We start from the raw sequence: 21,110 nt of genomic DNA on the forward strand, positions 1-21,110 counted from the left end.
TCATAATGTGTAAAAATTTAAAATTAGTTAAAAAAATAGCGGGGGCCGGCCCCCGCTATTTTTTTAACTAACACACTTTATGAGATAGTCCCGAACTCAAACTTAAAGGACGTAAGACCTTGAACTCATTTCCAGTTCGGCCTTACGTCCTTTTTTTTAACTAATTTTCCGTTGCCGTGAAGCCTAATCTTTTATCTTTCTAACCTCTAACCTCTAACCTCTAACCTCTAACCTCTAACCTCTAACCTCTAACCTCTAACCTCTAGCCCTCCCAATACATCCTTACATTTTCCTATTTCGTATTCCGAAGCATTTCTCTATTTTTGGAAGTGAAAATTTAAACAACCACCCTAAATTAAAAACTTTATGGAATCAATGATGATTTATGCGCCAATTGTAATGGCGGTATTAGGCCTTATTTTTATGGCCGTTAAACGCTCTTGGGTAATGAAACAAAACTCAGGAGATGGTAAAATGAAAGAGATAAGCGACTATATTTATGAGGGAGCTTTAGCCTTTCTAAATGCCGAATACAAGCTGCTAGCTGTATTCGTTGTTATCGTTAGTATCGCGTTAGCAGTTGTTTCATTCGTAGTGCCTACCACACATATACTTATAGTTGTAGCTTTTGTTTTTGGAGCTGTTTTTTCTGCATTGGCAGGAAATATGGGAATGAAAATAGCTACTAAAACAAACGTGCGTACTACCCAAGCGGCGAAAACAAGTTTGCCTAATGCACTAAAAATATCTTTTGGCGGTGGTACTGTAATGGGGCTTGGAGTTGCAGGGCTTGCAGTTTTAGGATTAACCGCATTTTTTATCTTCTTTTTCCACTTTTTTATGGGCGGCGAATGGACAAACACAATGGACATGACTATTGTTCTTGAAACATTAGCAGGATTCTCTCTTGGAGCCGAGTCTATCGCCTTGTTTGCGAGAGTAGGAGGTGGTATATACACAAAAGCTGCCGACGTAGGGGCAGACCTTGTAGGGAAAGTAGAAGCTGGTATTCCAGAAGACGATCCGCGTAACCCAGCAACTATCGCCGATAACGTGGGTGATAACGTAGGTGATGTTGCAGGTATGGGTGCCGACTTATTTGGTAGTTATGTAGCAACCGTGCTTGCCGCAATGGTTTTAGGAAACTATGTAATTAAGGATATGGGCGGTGCCATTACAGATGCTTTTGGCGGTATAGGTCCAATCTTATTGCCAATGGCTATTGCTGGAGCAGGAATTATAATTTCGGTTATTGGAACCATGTTGGTGAAAATAAAAAGCAATGATGCAAAAGAACCTCAAGTAATGGGCGCATTAAATGTTGGTAACTGGGTTTCGATTATCCTAGTGGCTATTTCGTGTTATGTGCTAGTAATATGGATGCTTCCTAAAACTATGAAAATGGATTTCTTTGGGGAAGGACTTCAAGAAATTTCATCCATGCGCGTATTTTATGCTACACTAGTTGGTTTGGTCGTGGGCGCTGTAATTTCTTCCATTACTGAATACTACACTGGTTTGGGTAAAAAACCAATTCTTAAAATAGTTCAACAATCATCAACTGGTGCAGGAACTAATGTTATTGCAGGTTTGGCAACAGGAATGATTTCTACATTCCCTTCAGTATTACTTTTTGCAGGTGCTATTTGGGCGTCGTACGCTTTTGCAGGTTTTTATGGAGTTGCACTCGCAGCTTCTGCTATGATGGCAACAACAGCCATGCAGCTTGCAATTGATGCTTTTGGTCCAATATGCGACAACGCAGGTGGTATTGCCGAAATGAGCGAGCAAGAACCAATTGTGCGCGAACGTACAGATATATTAGATGCTGTTGGAAATACTACTGCTGCAACTGGTAAAGGTTTTGCAATTGCTTCTGCTGCATTGACTTCATTAGCACTTTTTGCTGCTTATGTAACTTTCACAGGAATAGACGGAATTAACATTTTTAAAGCGCCTGTGTTAGCCATGCTTTTCGTGGGCGGTATGATTCCCGTTGTATTCTCTGCCTTGGCGATGAATGCCGTAGGGAAAGCTGCGATGGAAATGGTAAATGAAGTGAGACGACAATTTCGTGATATTCCTGGTATAATGGAAGGAACGGGTACACCAGAATATGCCAAGTGTGTCGATATTTCTACTAAAGCCGCATTGAGGGAAATGTTATTACCAGGAATTATGACTATTGGTTTCCCAATTGTTATTGCGTTTGTTCCGATGCTCTTTGGAATGAATAATATGGCTATTGCCGAAATGTTAGGTGGTTATATGGCTGGGGTTACCGTGAGCGGTGTGCTTTGGGCTATTTTCCAAAACAACGCTGGTGGTGCTTGGGATAATGCAAAAAAATCTTTCGAAGCAGGTGTAATGATTGATGGTAAAATGACCTACAAAGGAAGTGATGCTCACAAAGCAGCCGTAACGGGTGATACCGTTGGAGACCCATTTAAAGACACTTCTGGTCCTTCAATGAACATCTTGATTAAACTTACTTGTTTAATCGGACTTGTAATTGCACCAATTCTTGGAGGTCATGATATAGAAGCGACAACTAGCGAAGACACTACTGAAGAAGTTTACATTTTAAATAGTGAAGCAAACACTGTGGTTGTTGCCGAAAAACAAATTAAAAACATCGTAAAAAGCACAACTATCGCCGAAACCTCTTCGCTAAAAAGTTTAAACGAAACAGAAGTTCGTGCACAACTTAAAGATGCGGAAACGCCTCAAAATTAAAACAACTAATTAAGTATAATTTTAAACCAACGTCTCAACACAGTAAAAGTGTCGTTGACAAAAAATCAAAAGCCTGCAAGAATCTAGAAGTCTTGCAGGCTTTTATAATTTAACTATTTGAATCTTGCTGATTTTTATTGTCAAATGTGTGTTTTTGATTAACCAAATAACCCAACAAACCCCATACCTAAGACTGCTAAGTGTTTTGAAAGCACTACTTTTATGTCAATCTAAAAGGAAATCATCGATGTTTTCAAAATCTATCGAAGTCAATTTTTCACTATTTTAGTACTATCATGAACTACTACGATATAATAACTTTAGCTATTGCTCTCGGTTTAGGGATGCTTGTAGGTCTTCAACGCCAAAAAAGCGATCACGAAATGGCGGGCGTCCGAACTTTCACCCTTATTTCAATAATGGGAGTGCTTTCGGCTTTTTTAGCGCGCGATTTTGAGAACCCGTTTATACTTCCCGTTCTCGGTATCTGCCTTACTGCGTTGTTAGTTACTGCCAATATTATAAAACTCAAAAAACTTAACGATACCGATATAGGTCAAACTACCGAAGTCGCCGCTCTGCTCATGTTCGCCGTTGGTGCATACTTAGTTATGGGCGATCGTGTTATTGCTGTAATAGTTGGTGGTTCTGTTGCTATTTTACTCTATTTAAAGGAACACCTGCATAATTTTATTGATAAATTAGAAGAAAAAGATCTTGCAGCTATAATGACTTTTGCTGGAATTTCTTTAGTAATCCTACCACTTTTACCCGATAAAACCTTTGGGCCACTCGATGTATTAAATCCGAGAAACATTTGGCTTATGGTTACCCTGATCGTGGGTATTAGTGTTATAGGGTACTTCATTTACAAATTTGTTGGTAAGAAGGTTGGGATAATTTCTAACGGAATTCTAGGCGGACTTATTAGCAGTACCGCAACAACTGTTAGCTACGCTCGAAAAACAAAAGAATCAAAGGCCATCAACAAATTAGCTGCCTTTGTAATAACAGCAGCTTCGGCAGTTGCAATGGTTCGGGTTATGGTTGAAGTTGGAGTCGTAATTCCCGAAAAACTATCGCAAATTATCTTGCCGCTTATCTCGGTTTTTGCAATTATGGCGTTAATTTGTGTGGGGTTGTTCTATATTATCAGTAAAAATGGCGGGGATGAAAAAATGCCCGAACCCGAAAATCCAGCGCAGTTTAAAAGTGCTTTAATCTTCGGATTGCTTTATGGCGCTATTCTCATGGCAGTCGCTTTCACCAAGCAAGAGTTTGGCAATGAAGCGCTTTATGTAGTGGCTATTATTAGCGGCCTAACCGATGTTGACGCGATAACACTTTCACTTTCGCAAATGATGAAAACGGGAGGCTTAAATACAACAACAGGGTGGCGACTTATTTTATTGGCATCACTTTCTAACCTGCTTTTTAAAGGTATAATGGCAGCCGTTCTCGGTACACGGCAATTGGCTAAATGGATAGGAATTTCATTTGGAATCACTATTGCTTTTGGTTTAACAATAATGTGGCTATGGCCCGATACTTGGCACTTTTAATCGCTTATGTTTAAACGAGACCCAATACAAATTATCACTTTTCACAGTTATGGCACCTCAAACCATTTATATGTGAAAGGCAGAGCTATTGAAGACGAAGGAATAGATTTAAATAAAACAGGTTTTTTCAGTTTGTTGCGAAATAGTTGGAAGCGTTTTGAAACTGATAAAGTGAAAAACGCCAAACTCACACTTACCCTTACTGACGATAGAACTATTGAAACAATTACAGATTCACAAGGATATTTTTTAATCGATGAAATGATTGAAAATCTACTTCCTTTAACGAATGATGAGGGTTGGCTTCAATATATTATTTCATTTAATGATAAGATAGGAAGGAGGGAAATACAAGAGAACAACAACTTTTTGGGTGAAGTTTTGATTCCTTCAGAAGAAGCTAATTTCGGAGTGATAAGTGATATTGACGACACTATTCTTCACACCGGACTTACTTCTCGATTTAAATGGGCAGTGGTGAAAAATACCATTTTTAAAAGTGCTGAAAACCGAATTCCGTTTGAAGGAGCAGCCGATTTTTATACCAAACTTCACCAAGGGAAATTAGGGAAAAATTGCAATCCTCTATTTTATGTAAGCCATAGCCCGTGGAATTTATATAATTACTTAGAGCTGTTTTTAAGTGTGAATAACTTTCCAAAAGGACCGATTTTATTACGGGATTTTGCCAATCCTTTTACGTCGATATTTCAGCCAAAAGAAAAAGGGGAGAAGCCCGAGAAACAACGTGAAATCCAAAATATTCTGAAGACCTATCCCAAATTACCTTTTATTTTAATTGGTGATAGCGGCGAACACGACCCTGATATTTATATTGAAATAGCCGAAGCACATCCCGAACGTATTCTGGCTATCTATATGCGAAGCGTGAACCATAGGAAGAAAATGATACGCGTAGAAGGACTTTTTAAAAAGTTTGAAACCGTACCTGTATTACTCGTAGAAAATAGCACCGAAGCTATTAAGCACGCAAGACAAATGGGGTTTCTTAAATAACCCACGATACACCACGGTTTTGTTTAGGGTTTTATTAGCGTCGCGGACCTCTTGAATCGTGCTTCAAATCGAAATGATTCAAACCGTCTTGTTTCCTGATTCTCTTTAGTCGTGTTTCAAATCATGCTTTCAAAATATCGATAAATGGCCAATTGTGAGCGGACCTCTTTTTTTGAATTTCTCACGTATTCATTCTTCTGATCTGCATCTATGATTCTTGCTTTTACATTATCCTCTAATTCGATATTTATTACATCTAAGACTGTTTTTTTGTGGTCTTCGTCTAGAACAGGCGTTATAACTTCAATTCGGTGGGTTAGGTTTCTCGTCATCCAATCTGCAGAGCCGATAAAAACCTCGGTATTACCATCATTTCCGAAAATGTAAATACGTCCGTGTTCCAAAAATCTATCCACAATACTAGTTATGTGAATATTCTCACTCTGCCCTTTAATGCCTGGAACTAAAGAACACATACCGCGAATTAACAATTCAATTTTAACTCCTGCATTGCTGGCTTTATAGAGCTCTTTTATCATTCCTTTGTCTTCAAGGCTATTCATTTTCAGGGCTATAGAGCCTTTTTTTTCTGCGTTTACAAGGGCGATTTCTCTTTCAACCATCTCTGTAAATCGTAGACGGGATGAAAAAGGGGAAACTATTACTTCCTTTGTTTTGGGCACAATCATCTTTCCTTCCAAAACCATAAACACTTTTTTAATGTCTTTGGTTATCTTTTTATGAGCCGTCATCAAGCCAAAATCGGTGTAGAGCGTGGCTGTGTTTTCGTTGAAATTCCCAGTGCCTATGTATGCATATCGCCTTTCCTTTCCATCTATTTCCTTTTCAATATAAAGAATTTTAGAATGGACTTTTATGTCGGGATAACTATAAATTACCTTCACGCCATGTTTTTTGAAAATAGCACCCCATTTAAGGTTGTTGTCTTCGTCAAAACGGGCTTTTACTTCCATAAAGATTGTGACATCCTTTCCATTTTTGGCAGCCAAAGTAATCGCTTTGTTAAGAGCCGATTCCGAAGCTGTCCGGTAAATAGTCATTTGTATGGTTGTCACACTTGGGTCGGTTGCTGCTTCCTCCATTAATTGGATAACAGGGTCAAAGCGTTGATACGGAAAATGTAATAACTGATCTTTCTTTTCTATTGCCTTAAAAATTGAATCACAATCTTTTAAAACAGGGTGAGGTAAAGGCGGTAATTTTTCAGCTGAAAGATTTTTTTTTGTCGGGTTCGGGAAAGATATAAAATCTTTAAAGTTGTGATATCTCCCCCCAATTATTACATCTATATGCGATACATCCAGCACCTGTTTCAATATTTTTTGAAAAACCTCAGGCATTTCAGGATCGATAAGTATTCGAGTTGCTTGGCCAGTATCCCTTTTTGGTAAAGCAGCTTTTATCTTTTCCATTAAATTTCCAGAAAATTCATCTTCAATATAAAGCTCCGCATCTCGGGATATTTTTATTGAATACAATGAGATTTTTCCAGTTTCTGAAAATTCTTTCTCGAGATTATATTTTAAAATATCGTCGATAAACGTACTGTGAAAGGTTTTATCATCTTCAGAAGGAAACACAAAAAACCTCGGTTCAGAATCTGGGATTTCTATCATTGCAAATTCATTTTCTGTGAATTGCGCCGCTAGATATAAGGTTTCATTTTTTACAAAAACCTCATGCTTCTCATTAGCAGAGAAGTGATTTACTTGAATGATGTTTTTTAACGTTTTCTGATAATAATCAGCAGCGATTTCCTTTTGTTTCGCTGAAAAATCTTTCTGCCGAATTAAATGAATTCCTTCAGTTGCTAGTTCTGGAATTATCTTGCTGTTGAAGATTTTTCCGAATTCCTGCTGTTGAATATCTACTTGCTTCTTTATTTCTTTTAAAACCCTATTGGGCTTTGTAATAAGCCTTTTTCGTAAGGTTTTGTCCAGATGTTTTATCTGACGAATATCCGAAACCCGCACTCGAAAAAACTCATCGAGATTGGAAGAGAATATTGCCAGGAATTTGATGCGTTCATATAAAGGATTTCGCTCGTCGGCTGCTTCCTGTAAAACCCGATGATTGAATCGCAACCAAGAAAGGTCGCGGTGGTAAAATTTAGTGTTGTAGAGTGATGCCATAATTGCCCGTGAAAGCGGGTATCTTTTTAATTCAGAATCCTAATCATTCAAAGAAAACGATTTAAGTTGAAACGGTCTGTTTTGGAAATGTTAAGGTTTAAGTATGTCGCATATATCAAAAGAAAAGACCTCAAAGGTTTCAAAAACCTTAGACTTTCGTTCTAAAAACATTGAAATTCATTGAGTCTGTCAGCAAAATCAAATTAGAACTAACAAGTTCATTTCAAGGAAGGTTTTGATAAATGAGCTTGATAATTACTTGTCTTTGACATAATTAAACTATTCAAAGTGAAAAAAGTTTTTTTGAAAGTAGAAGAAGATAAGCTCCAGTTTTTCTTGGAACTCATTAAAAATTTGGATTTTGTTCAAATACAAGATTATGAAGTAGATTCAAAGGAGGAAATCGAAGCGAATGTGAGAGAAGGATTTGAAGAACTTCAGAAATACAAAAAAGGAAAATTAAAAACCACTTCTGCTAAAGATTTTATAGATGAGTTATAAAGTTGAACTCACTCCCAATTTTAAAAAGGAAGTTTAGAATCCAACAAAAACACCAATCACTTTACCAACGGGAGTTCGAAAAAGACAAGTCTTTTAGTAGATTAAATATCCCAAGTCCTACGTCTTAAGTCTAGAAGTCTAATGTCTCCTCTAAAACAACCCATGCAACTCCGCATCAATCTTGTTGATTACTTCGCCTAAATGCTCTTGGTTTTCAACGAAGTCTAAGTTGTCCACATCGAGAATAATCAAGTTTCCTTTGTCGTACCCGTGAATCCATGCTTCATAGCGCTCGTTCAAGCGGCTGAGGTATTCAATGCTTATTGAGTTTTCGTAATCACGACCGCGTTTGTGTATTTGACTAACCAAATTCGGAATACTACTGCGAAGGTAAATGAGTAAATCGGGGCCTTCGGTTACGCTTTCCATCAATTCAAAAAGCGAGCGGTAATTTTCAAAATCGCGATTGGTCATTAAGCCCATCGCGTGTAGGTTGGGCGCAAAAATATAGGCGTCTTCATAGATGGTTCTATCTTGAATTACACTCTTCCCTTTTTCACGAATATCTAATATTTGACGAAAGCGACTGTTTAAAAAGTAGATTTGAAGGTTGAAAGACCACCGCTCCATTTGGTTGTAAAAATCGTCTAGATACGGATTGTCGTCCACCTCTTCAAAATGAGGTTGCCATTTGTAATGTTTTGCTAATAAACGAGTAAGGGTAGTTTTTCCGGAACCAATGTTTCCTGCAATCGCAACGTGCATATTATTCTTTCTTAGGGAGGGTTAGTGTAAAAGTGTGCAAATTTTTGCCGTCATAAATATAAAGGAAATCATTTGTAAGCTGCAAGTCCTTTATTGGCATCTCAGGAAGTTCGAGTTTTACTGTTTCCCTGAATTCTTCGTCATTTCGTTTTGCAAAATCTGGAATATAATAAACCGAATTTTCTTTGAGTGCTACCAAGTTTTCATTTAGTTGAACTATGTTTTCGTACCCATCATTTTTTGTTTCGTTTAAAAGACTTCCGTATACATTAAAAGCGCGTAATTTCTTTTCCGTAAGCGTAAAACAATAGTTGAAATTGCTTGCCTGAGACATCAGCTTTCCTGGAAAAGGCTGAGAAACCACTGTTTGCATTTTCGCTCTATAATTGTAAAGCTCCAACTGCTGGGTGTCCATATTAAAAATCCACAAACTGTTGCTGCCCGCATTTGTAGCAGAGCTCACATTCAAAAACTGAGGTAAATTATTGAAGTTGATTCGCTCAATTTCGTTGAGTTTGTTGTCGAGTAAAACCACGGTGTTGGTGTCTTGAAAGAAAATCACCACTTTTAACGGGTTGATAATATCGACAGTGGTAATGCGTCCTAATTGCAGTGCGTTATAGACAAAATTACCGTCTTCACCTTGTTTGTGAAGCACTCGATCTTTTAGAAAGTAGGCGTTCTTGAAGTTGTCAATTCCTACAAAACGATCCATAGCAATAGGCTTCGTACTTTTAAGCGAAACGCTCTGCCCAAAGCCAATTTGGAAGATAAAAACGAAAAGTAAGGAATAAATGAATCTCATAACTGCGAAAAAGTAGCTAAAGCGAAGATACCTTAAACGAAATAAGTAGCGGAATGTTTTGGTTGAATTTAAGATTCAAATTTAATTTCAGTTTTGAATTCATTAAGAAGTTTAATTACAATCGGAAGTCATAATGAATTAAGAATTTGTCTATTTTTGAGTTCACGTTAAAAATATAACTAATATGCGTATTCTTTTGCTATCCCTGTTTGTCGGTATTTTTTCCTCATCCATTTCAGCACAAAACATCACAGGTCGGGCATTTTATACTTCCATGTATAAATTTGATGATCCAGATTTTAATGAAGAACAACTTCAGGATCCACGAACACAAGCGCTGGCGGAACAGCTTAAAAGTGGGTTTCAAGACCAATACCAACTGGACTTTTCTCAAGAAGAATCTATATTTAAGAAACTTGCCAAACTCGATAAGCCTGCTCCTAAAACGGGGGGGATTTCAGTATCTATGTCTGTGGTGGGCGACGATGAAATTCTCTATAAAAACATAAAGGAGAACAAATTGATCGATGAAACCGAATTGTATGGAAAGCAATTTTTAATCCAAGATGAGTTGGAGACACGAGATTGGCAACTTAGCAAAGAAAGCAAAACCATTGGCGAATATATTTGCTTTAAGGCTACTTATCTTCCAAAGCCTAACAGTGATGAGGAATCGGATAAGGATTCAAATAAAAAAGAAATCATTGCTTGGTACACACCTCAAATTCCTATAAAAAACGGCCCGAAGAATTATGATGGTTTACCAGGATTAATTCTTGAAGTACAAGATGGAAATTTGATATTTCTCTGTACCAAAATTGTTCTAAATCCAGATGAAGCCGTTGTAATCACAAAACCTACAAAAGGCAAGAAAGTAAGTCAAAAGGAATTTACCGCTATTTTAGAAAAAAAGAATGAGGAAATAATGGAATCTTTTCAAACTCCAAAGCGTCGGAATTGATTTGGATTTTCAATAGTAACAATTTATGGGTTCAGTCGTCTTAATAAAAAGCAACGACCTTATTTAGATTGAAATATCATTCTTTAGTCTTATTCCATTAATCCTTTTGCCTTTTAAAAAGTCTTAATAACTGGAAATAGTCTTTAACTCCTACAAACTCAAATAATAAATAGATGAAAATATTCCTACAAGTATTCTTACTAGTTTTTTCCTTACAAAGTTTCGCTCAGAATATCAGCGGACAAGCTTATTACGAATCCAAAACGACTGTCGATCTCGATGCTTTTGGCAATAACCGGGAGATGACCGACGATATGAAAAAGATGATTGCCGAGCGAATGAAAAGCATGCTCGAAAAGACCTACATCCTCACTTTTAACAAGGAGGAATCCATTTATAAAGAAGAAGTCAAACTAGATGCCAATCCTGCCGGAGGTAGATTTGGAATGATGATGGGAAGTTTTACGCCCGGTCCTCAGTATAAAAACCTTAAAACTGGAGAAATGGTAGAGGAAAATGAATTCTTCGGAAAGCAATTCTTGGTTACAGATACAATTAAAAACTTAGATTGGAAAATGGGTAAAGAGTCTAAACAAATTGGTCAGTATGTTGCTTTTAAGGCGACTGCAATTAAAAAAGTTGATCCAAACGATTTCAGTATGGCACGGCCAAATCGGAATCGGGATAGAAAAAACGAAGAAAAGGAAAATGCCGAAGTAAAAACCGACTCCACAAAAATCGAAGACCCTATGGATATGATTGAAATTCCAGAGGAAATTGAAGTTACCGCTTGGTTCACACCACAAATCCCGGTAAGCAACGGTCCAGGGGAGTATGCTGGTCTTCCAGGATTAATCTTGGAATTAAACGTACACAGAACTACACTTTTATGTTCCAAAATTGTAATGAACCCAAAGTCTGCCGAAAAAATTGAAGCCCCAACAAAAGGAAAAGAAGTTACCCGCGAAGAGTACATTAAAATAGTGAAAGAAAAAACCGAAGAGCTGCGCGATAACTTTAGAAATAGTGGTGGTAGGCGAGGTGGAGGATTCTAAGAAATTTTTTGCGACTTTGCGAGAATTAATTCGCGCAAAGACGCAAAGTCGCAAAAAATAAGAACTTTCTCTACTCTCTACTCTCTACTCTCTACTCTCTACTCTCTACTCTCTACCCTCTATTCTTCACTCTTTTTCAATCAGCCCCTGTGGTAAAAAAAAACATCTTCAATGAATAAAACCCTACTCTTTCTCTTATTGATTTTCTCATTTTCACTTTCTGCCCAGAGCATTAAAGTGCGAGGAACTATAAAAGATACCATCGGAAATCCCTTAGAATTTGCCAATGTAATCGCCAGCATTAAATCTTCTGGCGAAACAGAATCGTATGGCATCACCAACCACGAAGGACGTTTTCAGCTAGATCTTCCAAAGGGGAATTCGTATGTTTTAAGAGCTAGTTTTTTAGGATTTCAAAATTCAGAAAAGACCATAGAAGTACCAACTGATGCTCAAAACATGCAAATTGATTTCGTCTTGAAAGAACAAGAAAATCAGTTGGATGATGTAGAGCTAGTCTATGAAATGCCCGTGACCATAAAAGGCGATACCATTGTTTATAATGCCGATAGCTTCACAAATGGCGATGAACGAAAACTTGGCGACGTAATGAAAAAGCTCCCAGGCGTTGAGGTTAATGACGAAGGAGAAATACAAGTAGAAGGAAAAACCGTTCAGAAAGTAATGGTAGATGGTAAGGATTTCTTTGATGGCGATAGCAAGCTCGCCACCAAAAACATTCCTGCGGATGCGGTGGATAAAGTGGAAGTACTTCGGAATTATAATGAAGTAAACCAAATGCGCGGCCTCGGAAACGATCAAGATAACGTAGCAATCAACATTAAACTAAAGGAAGGAAAAAAGAACTTTTGGTTTGGAGAAGTCACGGCGGGAGCTGGAGTTGCTGCTGGCAATGATGAAAATGGTCGCTATTTAGCCCATCCCAAACTCTTTTATTACAGTCCGAAATACAGCATCAACATCATTACCGATTTCAACAATATTGGCGAAGTGCCCTTTACTTTTAGGGATTATTTCAAGTTTACGGGAGGATTTAGAAACTTCAATCGCGGTGGTGGCACCAACTTTAGTATTCGCGAAAGTGATTTAGGTTTTGCCATAGCGCAAAACGATCGAGCCAAGGCTATTGAAGCTAAATTTGTTGCTGGAAACTTCAGTTATGCAGTTAATGAAAAGCTAGACTTAAGTGGTTTCGCAATTTTGAGCGACAATAAAACCGATATCGTAAACAACAGTATTCGCCAATATATCCAATCGGGAATTACCGAAAACACGAATTCTGAAAACAATCAGCGAAACCAATTGGCAATGCTGAAGCTGAGTAGCACCTATAAGCCTAACTCTAATTTTCAACTGGATTATGACGCCTTGGTGAAAACTTCAAAACAAAGTCAGGATGACGCAACGATTTCAATAGTTGGTGGCAGTCAGAACGATATTTCAGAAACTAAGGAAAACCAGCCTTTTTCCATAAATCAAAATGCAAATGCTTATTTCACTTTAAACGATAAAAATATTTTTGCAGCACAACTACAACATTTGTATCAAAATGAAGATCCGTTTTATCAAGCGGTGCAGGATTCTATTCCTTTTCGTGGAGTTTTTACACAGTTAGACCCCTCAAATCCTTTCAATGGCAATGCTGATACGTTTGACCCGCTGCAACCAGCAGACAGATACAACATCAACCAAGACAAAACCGTAAAAACAAACAAAGTAGACGGGAAAGTAGATTATTACTATGTGCTTAATAACGTAAGTAACCTGAATTTCACCTTGGGAACTACGTTTAGCAACCAACGATTTAACTCTGGAATATTCCAGATTCTGGACAATGGCAACCGAAATACTTTTGAGGGGGACGATTTCAATAATGACGTTTCTTATACTTTTTCAGATGTATTTCTTGGGCTTCACTATAAATTAAAAACAGGGAAGTTTACCATAACACCTGGTATTACACTTCACAATTACAACTTGCGAAATGAACAACTGGGCAGCACTTCTACAAATACCGATTGGCGCGCACTTCCTGATTTAAACGTGATTTTTGAACTAAAGAAAAGTGAAAATCTTCGCTTTAACTACGCCGTTTCTTCAGAATATAGCGATGTGAACAATTATGCTCAAGCCTATGTTTTTAATAATTACAACCGTCTTTTCCGTGGAAATAGAGCGTTGGAAAGTTCGCTTTCACACGTTTATAACCTTACATATTTCAGTTTTAATCTTTTTAATTATACAAACATTGGCGCAAATTTGAATTACACTCGAAAGATTGATGCCATTAAAACAAATACATTGTTGGCGGGAATTAATCAGGTAAGTACACCGATAAATTTTGACAGCAATTTTCCAGACGAAACCTTTTCGGTGATGGGAAGTTTTAGCAAACGGATAAAACGGATTCAGTTTAAAGTAAACGCGAATCTTTTTCTAACTAAAACGAATAACACGATCAATACTGTAATTCAAGAAAGCCAAAGTTTTACTCAGAATTATATGGCTAGCGTAATCAGTAACTTCAAAGAATTTCCAAATTTTGAAGTCGGCTACCAGTTTATGAAAAACGACTACGATAATGGCGGAATAGAGCAGACTTATTTTACCAATAAACCTTATGTAAATATCAATGTCCGTTTTCTCAAGGATTTTGAACTCACTGGCGAATGGGATTTTTATAATTATACCAACGACAAAAAAACCATTGAGAATGAATATTCTTTCCTAAATGCGAATTTATACTATCAAAAAGGGGATAGTCCTTGGGAATTTTCGGTTCGTGCCACCAATTTATTAAATACGAAGTCGTTGAACAATGATAGTTTTAGCGACCAGTTTAATAGTACTAGTCAGTATTTTGTAATGCCTCGAATTTTGATGTTTGTGGTTAAGTATGATTTGTAAAATAATTCCACGCAAAGGGCTACAAAGAAAAACTCCAACTCCGCGTTCTCTGCGACTCCTCTGCGCCCTCTGCGTGAAACCCACATCCCGAAAGATTCCACGCAAAGTCCGCAAAGTTTTTCACAAAGGACTCAAAGAAAAACTCCAACTCTGCGTTCTCTGCGTCTTCTCCGCGCCATCTGCGTGAAACCTATCTAGAACATATTCACAACAAATAATTTCCTCTTTCTGAAATCATTTTCCATCCAAAACCTTTAAATTCCCCTCTTATTTATAAATCGAAAATGGACAATCATTTCAGAAAAGCTACTCCCTCTGATGCCTCTACAATTTGGGAGATTCTTCAATTCGCCATTGCAAGCAGAAAAAACGATGGCAGCAACCAGTGGCAGGACGGCTATCCAAATCCAGAAGTCATTGCAGCGGATATTCAGAAAGGTGCAGGCTATGTTTTAACGCAAAATAATGAAATTGTCGGGTACGTAGCCATTCTCATTAACGACGAACCAGAGTACGCTAAAATTGAAGGGAAATGGCTCACCAACGATGATTTCGTTGTTTTTCATCGGGTGGCAATCGCTGAAAACTGGCTTGGGAAAGGACAGGCTAAAGAATTACTTTTTCAAATAGAAAAATTTGCCCGAAGCCATAAAATAAACAGCATTAAAGCCGATACAAATTTTGATAACAAACCAATGCTCCAACTTTTTGATAATGCTGGTTATGTTTACTGTGGCGAAGTATATTTTAGAGGCAGTCCACGAAAAGCTTATGAAAAAGTTTTGAAATAAGTTTTCCCTAAAGTCTTTCAAGGTTAATAACTGCTTCAAATTAGTGCTTCAAAGCTATTTTCGTCTTAAATCTTTCTCAAAGTTCACCAGGCTGACGTATTCTGCTTTAATATTCCTTATTTTTATAGGCTTCGTTGTAACTTTTATAACGATTCGGTTTTAAGACTCTTTACTATGCGAAATGTTTTTCTCGGAATTATAATTGCCTTTGTAATCGTTTTTGGTTTACGGTATTGCGAACACAAAAAAGACGATCGAGAGCAATTGGAAGCTAGTACTGCATTAATTCAGAAAGAACTTAAAAATGTAGGAAAGCTCATTGTTACCGAAGGAACGTACGCTCAAATATTTAACTATAGTGCTAGTCGCGATTTGATGTACGGATTATTCGACGCGCGAAAAAAGGCCTTGGTTGTTGTAAACGCAAAAGCAACTATTGCCTATGATTTAAGCAAGGTAGAAATGGAAGTAGATGAAGCTACAAAAACGGTGGTTATTACAAAAATTCCCGAGCCTGAACTCAATATTTATCCCGACATCGAATTCTATGATGTGCAACAAGAATACTTGAATAAATTTCAAGCTTCCGATTACAACACTATTAAAAGACGTGTTACCAAACTAATGCGGGAAAAAATAGAGAAATCTGAATTGCGAACCAATGCAGAAAACAGACTGATTTCCGAACTCTCAAAAATTTATATTCTTACCCACTCTATGGGTTGGACTTTGGAATACAATCAAACGGTAATTGAAAAAGAAGAAGATTTAAAGCAGTTAAAGCTTTGAGAAGCTGAAGTCGAAGTCGAAAATGTAAGGATAGCCAAATGACTTCTATGAATTTTTACAGATTAACAACCTTCTCTGCGTCCTCAGTGCCTCTGTGGTAAAAAAATAAGAGCATTTCCCTTCCTTTCCTTTAGGACAGAAATCATAGTTTTCTGCTCAAACTAAACCAACCCCCGCCATTGATAGCTTCCACACCTTGACTTCGTAGAATACCAGCAGCACTACCGCTACGCATTCCACTGGCGCAGCAACAAATAACTGGTTTATTCCATTTTTTAATAGTAGGAATTTTAGAATTCAGACTTTGAAGCGGGATGTTTTTTGATCCAGGAATTGCTCCATCGTCGTATTCACCTTTACTGCGTACGTCTAGAATAATTGCACCTCGGTTTTTAAAATCGTCAATTTTCTTGTTTTTGTTTCCGAATAAAAAATCTAAGAAGCCCATTTTGTTCAAGTTTTTATAAATGGTAAAATTACGATTTTCTTCTAAACCTTCTCTCTCTTATTTGTTATATTGCAGTAATGAAAACGCTTTCTAGAAAAGAAGAAATCATTAAAGTTGCTGCCACGCTTTTTAGGAAAAAAGGATACAACGCCATTTCTATGCGCGATTTGGCAGCCGAAATGGACATGAAGGCCGCTAGCTTGTATAATCATATTAGCGGGAAACAGGAAATACTCGCCGCCATCATTTTAGAAGTGGCTCTGGAATTTACTGAAGGAATGGAAAGTGTAATGACACAAAACTCCTCATCCCTTAAAAAGCTCGAAGGCTTAATTGAACTTCATATTGATATAACTTTAAATCACTCAGAAGCACTTGCCGCTGTAAATAATGATTGGATGCATTTGGAAGGTGAAAACCTGAGTGCCTTTGTAAAAATGAGAGATGGATATGAAGATAATTTCAGAAATATAATAAAACAAGGAATCGAAACAAATGAAATAAAACCCCATCATCCCGAAGTAATCTTATTCTCTATTCTTTCCACCTTACGCACGCTTTACCTTTGGCAGGAAAAACGCGGAAAACTAGATGTGAATGTGTTGAAGAAAGATATGGTTTCGGTTTTGATAGGTGGAATCGTATAATTTACACACAGACTTGCAATTCTAACTAACAACTGTTAGTTTTGTTCCTAATAAACGACAAAAACACGTGGCTAAATTTCATAATTTAAAAGTTAAAGACATTCAAAAGGAGACTCGGGATTGCTCGGTCATTACTTTTGAGGTTCCTGAAAACCTTACAAATGATTTTCATTTTCGTCAAGGACAACATCTTACCTTGCGTTCTATAATAGATGGTGAAGATATTCGACGCTCCTACAGTTTGTGCTCTAGCCCTGTCGATAACCAATGGCAGGTTGCCGTGAAAATGATCCCAGAAGGCAAGTTTTCCAATTTTGTAAACTCCGAACTTCAGTCTGGCGATATGCTCGATGTAATGATTCCGAGTGGAACTTTTGGAGTGGATGTTAATCCTGATAAACCCAAGAATTATCTTTTTTTTGCTGCAGGAAGTGGAATTACGCCAGTGCTTTCAATGATAAAAACTCACTTAGCTTTGGAACCGAATTCCACTTGCAAATTGTTTTATGTGAATAGGACGGCGAAATCAATTATCTTTAAGGAAGCCTTAGAGCAACTTCGGAATAAATATTTTGGGCGCTTGGAGATTTATTATTTCCTGACCAAAGAACGCCGCGATATTGAATTATTCAACGGTCGTTTTGATGATGAGAAAATGGACATTTTGACAAAGAACTTTATTGATATTCCAGATACGAGTGAAGTGTTTTTGTGCGGTCCAGAAAAAATGGTAAATTATGTAAGTGAATATTTGATTGAAGCTGGTTTACCAAAAGAACTGATTCATTTTGAACTCTTTGTTACAGGTCTTTCTGAGGAAGATATTGCAAGATCTGAGAGATTGGCAAAACAAAATGTCGAAGGAGTGGAAGTGACCATTGTAGATGGCGGAAAGGAATTCCAATTTACCATGACTAAAGACTTTGACAACATCCTAGATGCAGCACTAGCTGCAGGAGCAGATTTACCTTTTGCGTGTAAAGGCGGGGTTTGTAGCACTTGCAAATGTCAAATAATGGAAGGCGAAGTCGAAATGAAAATCAACTATGCTTTAGATGATAAGGAAGTTTCACAAAATTTAGTGTTAAGTTGCCAATCTGTGCCGATTACAAAGAAAGTAAAAGTAGATTTTGATGTTTAGAAACTGAAAGACCCCACAGGTTTCAAAAACCTGTGGGGTCTGAGAAAAGATAAGATTATGAGCGAAAAAGAAATAAAGAATCTAGAAGAAATTTTCGAAGCCCGCATTGCGCGCGATGAAAAGATAGAGCCAAAAGATTGGATGCCGGAGAAATATAGACAAACACATATTCGGCAAATAAGTCAGCACGCCCACTCAGAAATTGTTGGGATGTTGCCAGAAGGAAATTGGATAACCCGAGCTCCTTCCTTGCGAAGAAAAGTTGCGCTCTTGGCAAAAGTTCAGGACGAGGCAGGACATGGATTATACCTTTATTCTGCGTGTGAAACCTTGGGTATTTCCCGAGACGAAATGTATGAACAACTTCACAGCGGAAAAGCGAAATATTCTTCGATATTCAATTATCCTACTATTACTTGGGCAGATATTGGCGCAATAGGTTGGCTTGTGGATGGTGCTGCAATCATTAATCAAGTACCGTTGTGCAACACCTCTTTCGGGCCTTATGCCCGTGCAATGGTGCGTGTTTGTAAAGAAGAAAGTTTTCACCAACGTCAGGGATTTGAGATTATGCTCACGCTTTGTCGAGGTACAGAGAAGCAGAAAGCCATGGCGCAAGATGCACTGAACCGTTGGTGGTGGCCAGCTTTAATGATGTTGGGGCCAACCGATGCAGAGTCAGTTCACACCGAGCAATCGATGAAGTGGAAACTGAAACGAAAATCAAACGACGAACTGCGTCAACAATTTATAGATCAAACCGTGCCTCAAGCCGATATCCTCGGAATTACAATGCCCGACCCCGATCTAAAATGGAATGAGGAAACTGGCCATTATGATTTCGGTGAAATAGATTGGGATGAATTTTGGCAAGTTGTAAAAGGTCACGGCCCAATGAATAAAGAACGAATGAAAGCTCGTGTGGGCGCTTGGGAGCGTGGCGAATGGGTGCGCGATGCTGCAATGGCTTTTGCCGAAAAGAACGAGCAAAGAAAAATAGCAAAATCAAGTTGATAAGAAGGACGTAGGACGGCAGGACATAAGACGTATGACCAAAGCAACCAAGTCTTATATCCTATGTCTTATAGCGCAGCGGTCTTAAGTCTAACATTTAATATCTGAAACCTAATGTCTGAAAACAAAAAAAACTGGCCCCTTTGGGAAATATTTGTCCGTAGTAAAAATGGATTAGAGCATCGTCACTTCGGAAGCTTACATGCTGCCGATGCCGATATGGCTCTAGAAAATGCCCGTGATGTGTATACCCGTCGAAACGAAGGTGTAAGTATTTGGGTTGTAGAATCAAAAAACATAACTGCATCAAACCCCGAGCACAACGCCGAAATGTTTGAACCCGCAAAAGATAAAATATACCGACATCCTACTTTTTATGATTTGCCGGATGAGGTGAAGCATATGTAGTTTCCCGCGAAGGCGGGAATCTCTGGGGCTCATCAAAAAAACGGGTGGTAAATTTAAAGCCGAGAAGTAAACGGAGAATTGAATGAGATTCCCATTTCCCGCGAAGGCGGGAATCCAGAGTGATAATTGCAATGCTTATTTTGATTAATTGGGTATTTGACCAATAAAGATCCTAGTTGAATGCGACGAAATAGAAATTAAGATTATGGGCGGAGCACGAAAAGATTCCCACCTACGTGGGAATGAAGTATGGTATGTGTACATTATGACCAACAAATCGAATAATGTTCTTTACATCGGAGTGACGGACGATATTGATTCTCGGGTTGAAGAACATAAACACAAAGTGTATCCACAGAGCTTTACGGCGAGATACAATTGTAATAAATTAATTTATTTCGAGGAATTTGATAATGGACATAAAGCTTCTCAACGTGAAAAGCAAATGAAGAAATGGAACCGTGAATGGAAAATAAAATTGATTGAAGAAATGAATCCAAGTTGGTTTGACTTAAGCTTAAATTGGAACAATATAGATTTGATTTATAAAACAAAAAGGATTTCCCCAAATAAACTGAAATTATGAATAATGAACAGGGAGATTCCCGCCTTCGCGGGAATTTATACAACTACATCCTAACAATCGCCGATAACTCACTAATTCTCGGCCAACGAATGGGCGAGCTTTGCGGGCATGGGCCAAGCTTGGAAACAGATATTGCTTGCACGAATATTTCATTAGACTTATTGGGGCAAGTGCGCAGTTATTACCAATATGCTGCAAAAATCGCTGGTGATGGCAGAACCGAAGACGATATTGCTATGCTTAGAACCGAGCGCGAATATGTAAACGTACTATTGGTGGAACAACCTAATACAGACTTTGCCTATACCATCGCTCGTCACTTTTTATTCGATATTTTTCATTTCCTTTTTCTAACAGAATTGCAAAAAAGCAAAGACCTAACATTAGCAGCCATTGCAAAAAAATCATTAAAAGAAGTAAGTTATCATGAACGATTCACTTCAGATTGGATAAAAAGATTGGGAGATGGTACCGAAGAAAGTCACCAAAAAATGCAAACTGCAATTGATGATTTATGGGCTTATACCGACGAATTTTTCAATCCAACTTCTGCTGAAAAAGCTATGGCCGAAGAGGGAATTGGAGTAGATATTACTGCCCTGAAGAAAAAATATTACGATACCGTTAGTGAAGTTTTAGAAGAAGCTACACTGAAAGTTCCTGAATCAAAATACTTTCATAAAGGCGGAAAGCAAGGAATACATTCCGAGCATATGGGTTTTTTGCTTGCGGAATTGCAGTATATGCAGAGAACATATCCAAATTTGGAGTGGTAAATTCCCGCGTAGGAGGGAATCTCTTCA

The 21,110-nt window shown here is 37.9% G+C and carries 19 protein-coding genes; 15 read left to right on the plus strand and 4 right to left on the minus strand.

Going from position 1 to position 21,110, the window contains the following annotated elements:
* The first annotated feature begins 366 nt into the window (after positions 1-366).
* The 3 genes from BLW28_RS12165 (at position 367) to BLW28_RS12175 (ending at position 5,315) form a co-directional block, all read left to right on the plus strand.
* On the plus strand, positions 367-2,736 hold the full coding sequence (locus BLW28_RS12165; RefSeq protein WP_073220554.1) for a sodium-translocating pyrophosphatase: 2,370 nt from the start codon (positions 367-369) through the stop codon (positions 2,734-2,736).
* 296 nt (positions 2,737-3,032) lie between these two features.
* Complete coding sequence (locus BLW28_RS12170) at positions 3,033-4,298, plus strand: MgtC/SapB family protein (RefSeq protein ID WP_073220551.1); 1,266 nt, start codon at positions 3,033-3,035, stop codon at positions 4,296-4,298.
* Between the two features lie 6 nt (positions 4,299-4,304).
* On the plus strand, positions 4,305-5,315 hold the full coding sequence (locus BLW28_RS12175; protein WP_073220549.1) for an App1 family protein: 1,011 nt from the start codon (positions 4,305-4,307) through the stop codon (positions 5,313-5,315).
* A 116-nt stretch (positions 5,316-5,431) separates the two neighbouring features.
* Here the strand turns inward: BLW28_RS12175 and ppk1 are convergent, their stop codons facing one another.
* The gene (gene ppk1 / locus BLW28_RS12180; protein WP_073220546.1) at positions 5,432-7,468 is read right to left on the minus strand and encodes a polyphosphate kinase 1; all 2,037 of its coding nucleotides are present in this window, start codon (positions 7,466-7,468) and stop codon (positions 5,432-5,434) included.
* 288 nt (positions 7,469-7,756) lie between these two features.
* Here ppk1 and BLW28_RS12185 point away from each other — a divergent pair, with 288 nt between their 5' ends.
* Entirely contained in the window at positions 7,757-7,969 is a 213-nt protein-coding gene (locus BLW28_RS12185) for a hypothetical protein (protein ID WP_073220541.1), read from the plus strand.
* Between the two features lie 150 nt (positions 7,970-8,119).
* Here the strand turns inward: BLW28_RS12185 and BLW28_RS12190 are convergent, their stop codons facing one another.
* Together BLW28_RS12190 and BLW28_RS12195 are read right to left on the minus strand one after the other, a co-directional pair.
* Positions 8,120-8,734 (minus strand): deoxynucleoside kinase, encoded by a 615-nt coding sequence (locus BLW28_RS12190; protein WP_073220537.1) that lies wholly within the window; start codon positions 8,732-8,734, stop codon positions 8,120-8,122.
* A gap of 1 nt (position 8,735) precedes the next feature.
* Positions 8,736-9,539 (minus strand): hypothetical protein, encoded by an 804-nt coding sequence (locus tag BLW28_RS12195; RefSeq protein WP_073220534.1) that lies wholly within the window; start codon positions 9,537-9,539, stop codon positions 8,736-8,738.
* Positions 9,540-9,723: 184 nt separating this feature from the next.
* On the opposite strand from BLW28_RS12195, the gene BLW28_RS12200 reads away from it, so the two are divergent.
* From BLW28_RS12200 to BLW28_RS12220, 5 genes are all read left to right on the plus strand, one after another.
* Positions 9,724-10,500 carry a GLPGLI family protein gene (locus tag BLW28_RS12200; protein ID WP_073220531.1) on the plus strand — a complete coding sequence of 259 codons (777 nt, stop codon included), beginning with the start codon at positions 9,724-9,726 and terminating at the stop codon, positions 10,498-10,500.
* 173 nt (positions 10,501-10,673) lie between these two features.
* The gene (locus BLW28_RS12205; protein ID WP_073220529.1) at positions 10,674-11,555 is read left to right on the plus strand and encodes a GLPGLI family protein; all 882 of its coding nucleotides are present in this window, start codon (positions 10,674-10,676) and stop codon (positions 11,553-11,555) included.
* Between the two features lie 171 nt (positions 11,556-11,726).
* Positions 11,727-14,483 carry a carboxypeptidase-like regulatory domain-containing protein gene (locus BLW28_RS12210; protein ID WP_073220526.1) on the plus strand — a complete coding sequence of 919 codons (2,757 nt, stop codon included), beginning with the start codon at positions 11,727-11,729 and terminating at the stop codon, positions 14,481-14,483.
* Between the two features lie 284 nt (positions 14,484-14,767).
* Entirely contained in the window at positions 14,768-15,274 is a 507-nt protein-coding gene (locus tag BLW28_RS12215; RefSeq protein WP_073220523.1) for a GNAT family N-acetyltransferase, read from the plus strand.
* Between the two features lie 174 nt (positions 15,275-15,448).
* The gene (locus BLW28_RS12220; protein WP_073220520.1) at positions 15,449-16,063 is read left to right on the plus strand and encodes a DUF4230 domain-containing protein; all 615 of its coding nucleotides are present in this window, start codon (positions 15,449-15,451) and stop codon (positions 16,061-16,063) included.
* Positions 16,064-16,205: 142 nt separating this feature from the next.
* Here BLW28_RS12220 and BLW28_RS12225 read toward each other — a convergent pair whose 3' ends face one another.
* Entirely contained in the window at positions 16,206-16,511 is a 306-nt protein-coding gene (locus BLW28_RS12225; RefSeq protein ID WP_073220517.1) for a rhodanese-like domain-containing protein, read from the minus strand.
* Between the two features lie 77 nt (positions 16,512-16,588).
* Between BLW28_RS12225 and BLW28_RS12230 the strand changes: the two genes are divergently transcribed.
* The 6 genes from BLW28_RS12230 to paaC all read left to right on the plus strand — a co-directional run bounded on the left by BLW28_RS12230 (position 16,589) and on the right by paaC (position 21,083).
* Positions 16,589-17,158 carry a TetR/AcrR family transcriptional regulator gene (locus BLW28_RS12230; protein ID WP_073220514.1) on the plus strand — a complete coding sequence of 190 codons (570 nt, stop codon included), beginning with the start codon at positions 16,589-16,591 and terminating at the stop codon, positions 17,156-17,158.
* Positions 17,159-17,225: 67 nt separating this feature from the next.
* Positions 17,226-18,299: a 2Fe-2S iron-sulfur cluster-binding protein gene (locus BLW28_RS12235; RefSeq protein WP_073220511.1), complete on the plus strand. Its 1,074-nt coding sequence runs from the start codon at positions 17,226-17,228 to the stop codon at positions 18,297-18,299.
* A 57-nt stretch (positions 18,300-18,356) separates the two neighbouring features.
* Positions 18,357-19,313, plus strand: a complete 957-nt coding sequence (gene paaA, locus BLW28_RS12240) for a 1,2-phenylacetyl-CoA epoxidase subunit PaaA (RefSeq protein ID WP_073220508.1) — start codon at positions 18,357-18,359, stop codon at positions 19,311-19,313.
* Positions 19,314-19,427: 114 nt separating this feature from the next.
* A complete protein-coding gene (paaB, locus tag BLW28_RS12245) occupies positions 19,428-19,721 on the plus strand; it encodes a 1,2-phenylacetyl-CoA epoxidase subunit PaaB (protein ID WP_073220505.1) in 294 nt (97 codons plus the stop codon).
* A gap of 205 nt (positions 19,722-19,926) precedes the next feature.
* Positions 19,927-20,307: a GIY-YIG nuclease family protein gene (locus BLW28_RS12250; RefSeq protein WP_262481116.1), complete on the plus strand. Its 381-nt coding sequence runs from the start codon at positions 19,927-19,929 to the stop codon at positions 20,305-20,307.
* Positions 20,304-21,083, plus strand: a complete 780-nt coding sequence (gene paaC / locus BLW28_RS12255; protein ID WP_073220504.1) for a 1,2-phenylacetyl-CoA epoxidase subunit PaaC — start codon at positions 20,304-20,306, stop codon at positions 21,081-21,083. The genes BLW28_RS12250 and paaC overlap by 4 nt, the downstream gene beginning before the upstream one ends.
* Positions 21,084-21,110 lie beyond the last annotated feature (27 nt).

The organism is Aequorivita viscosa (assembly GCF_900106795.1).
Lineage (GTDB): Bacteria > Bacteroidota > Bacteroidia > Flavobacteriales > Flavobacteriaceae > Aequorivita > Aequorivita viscosa.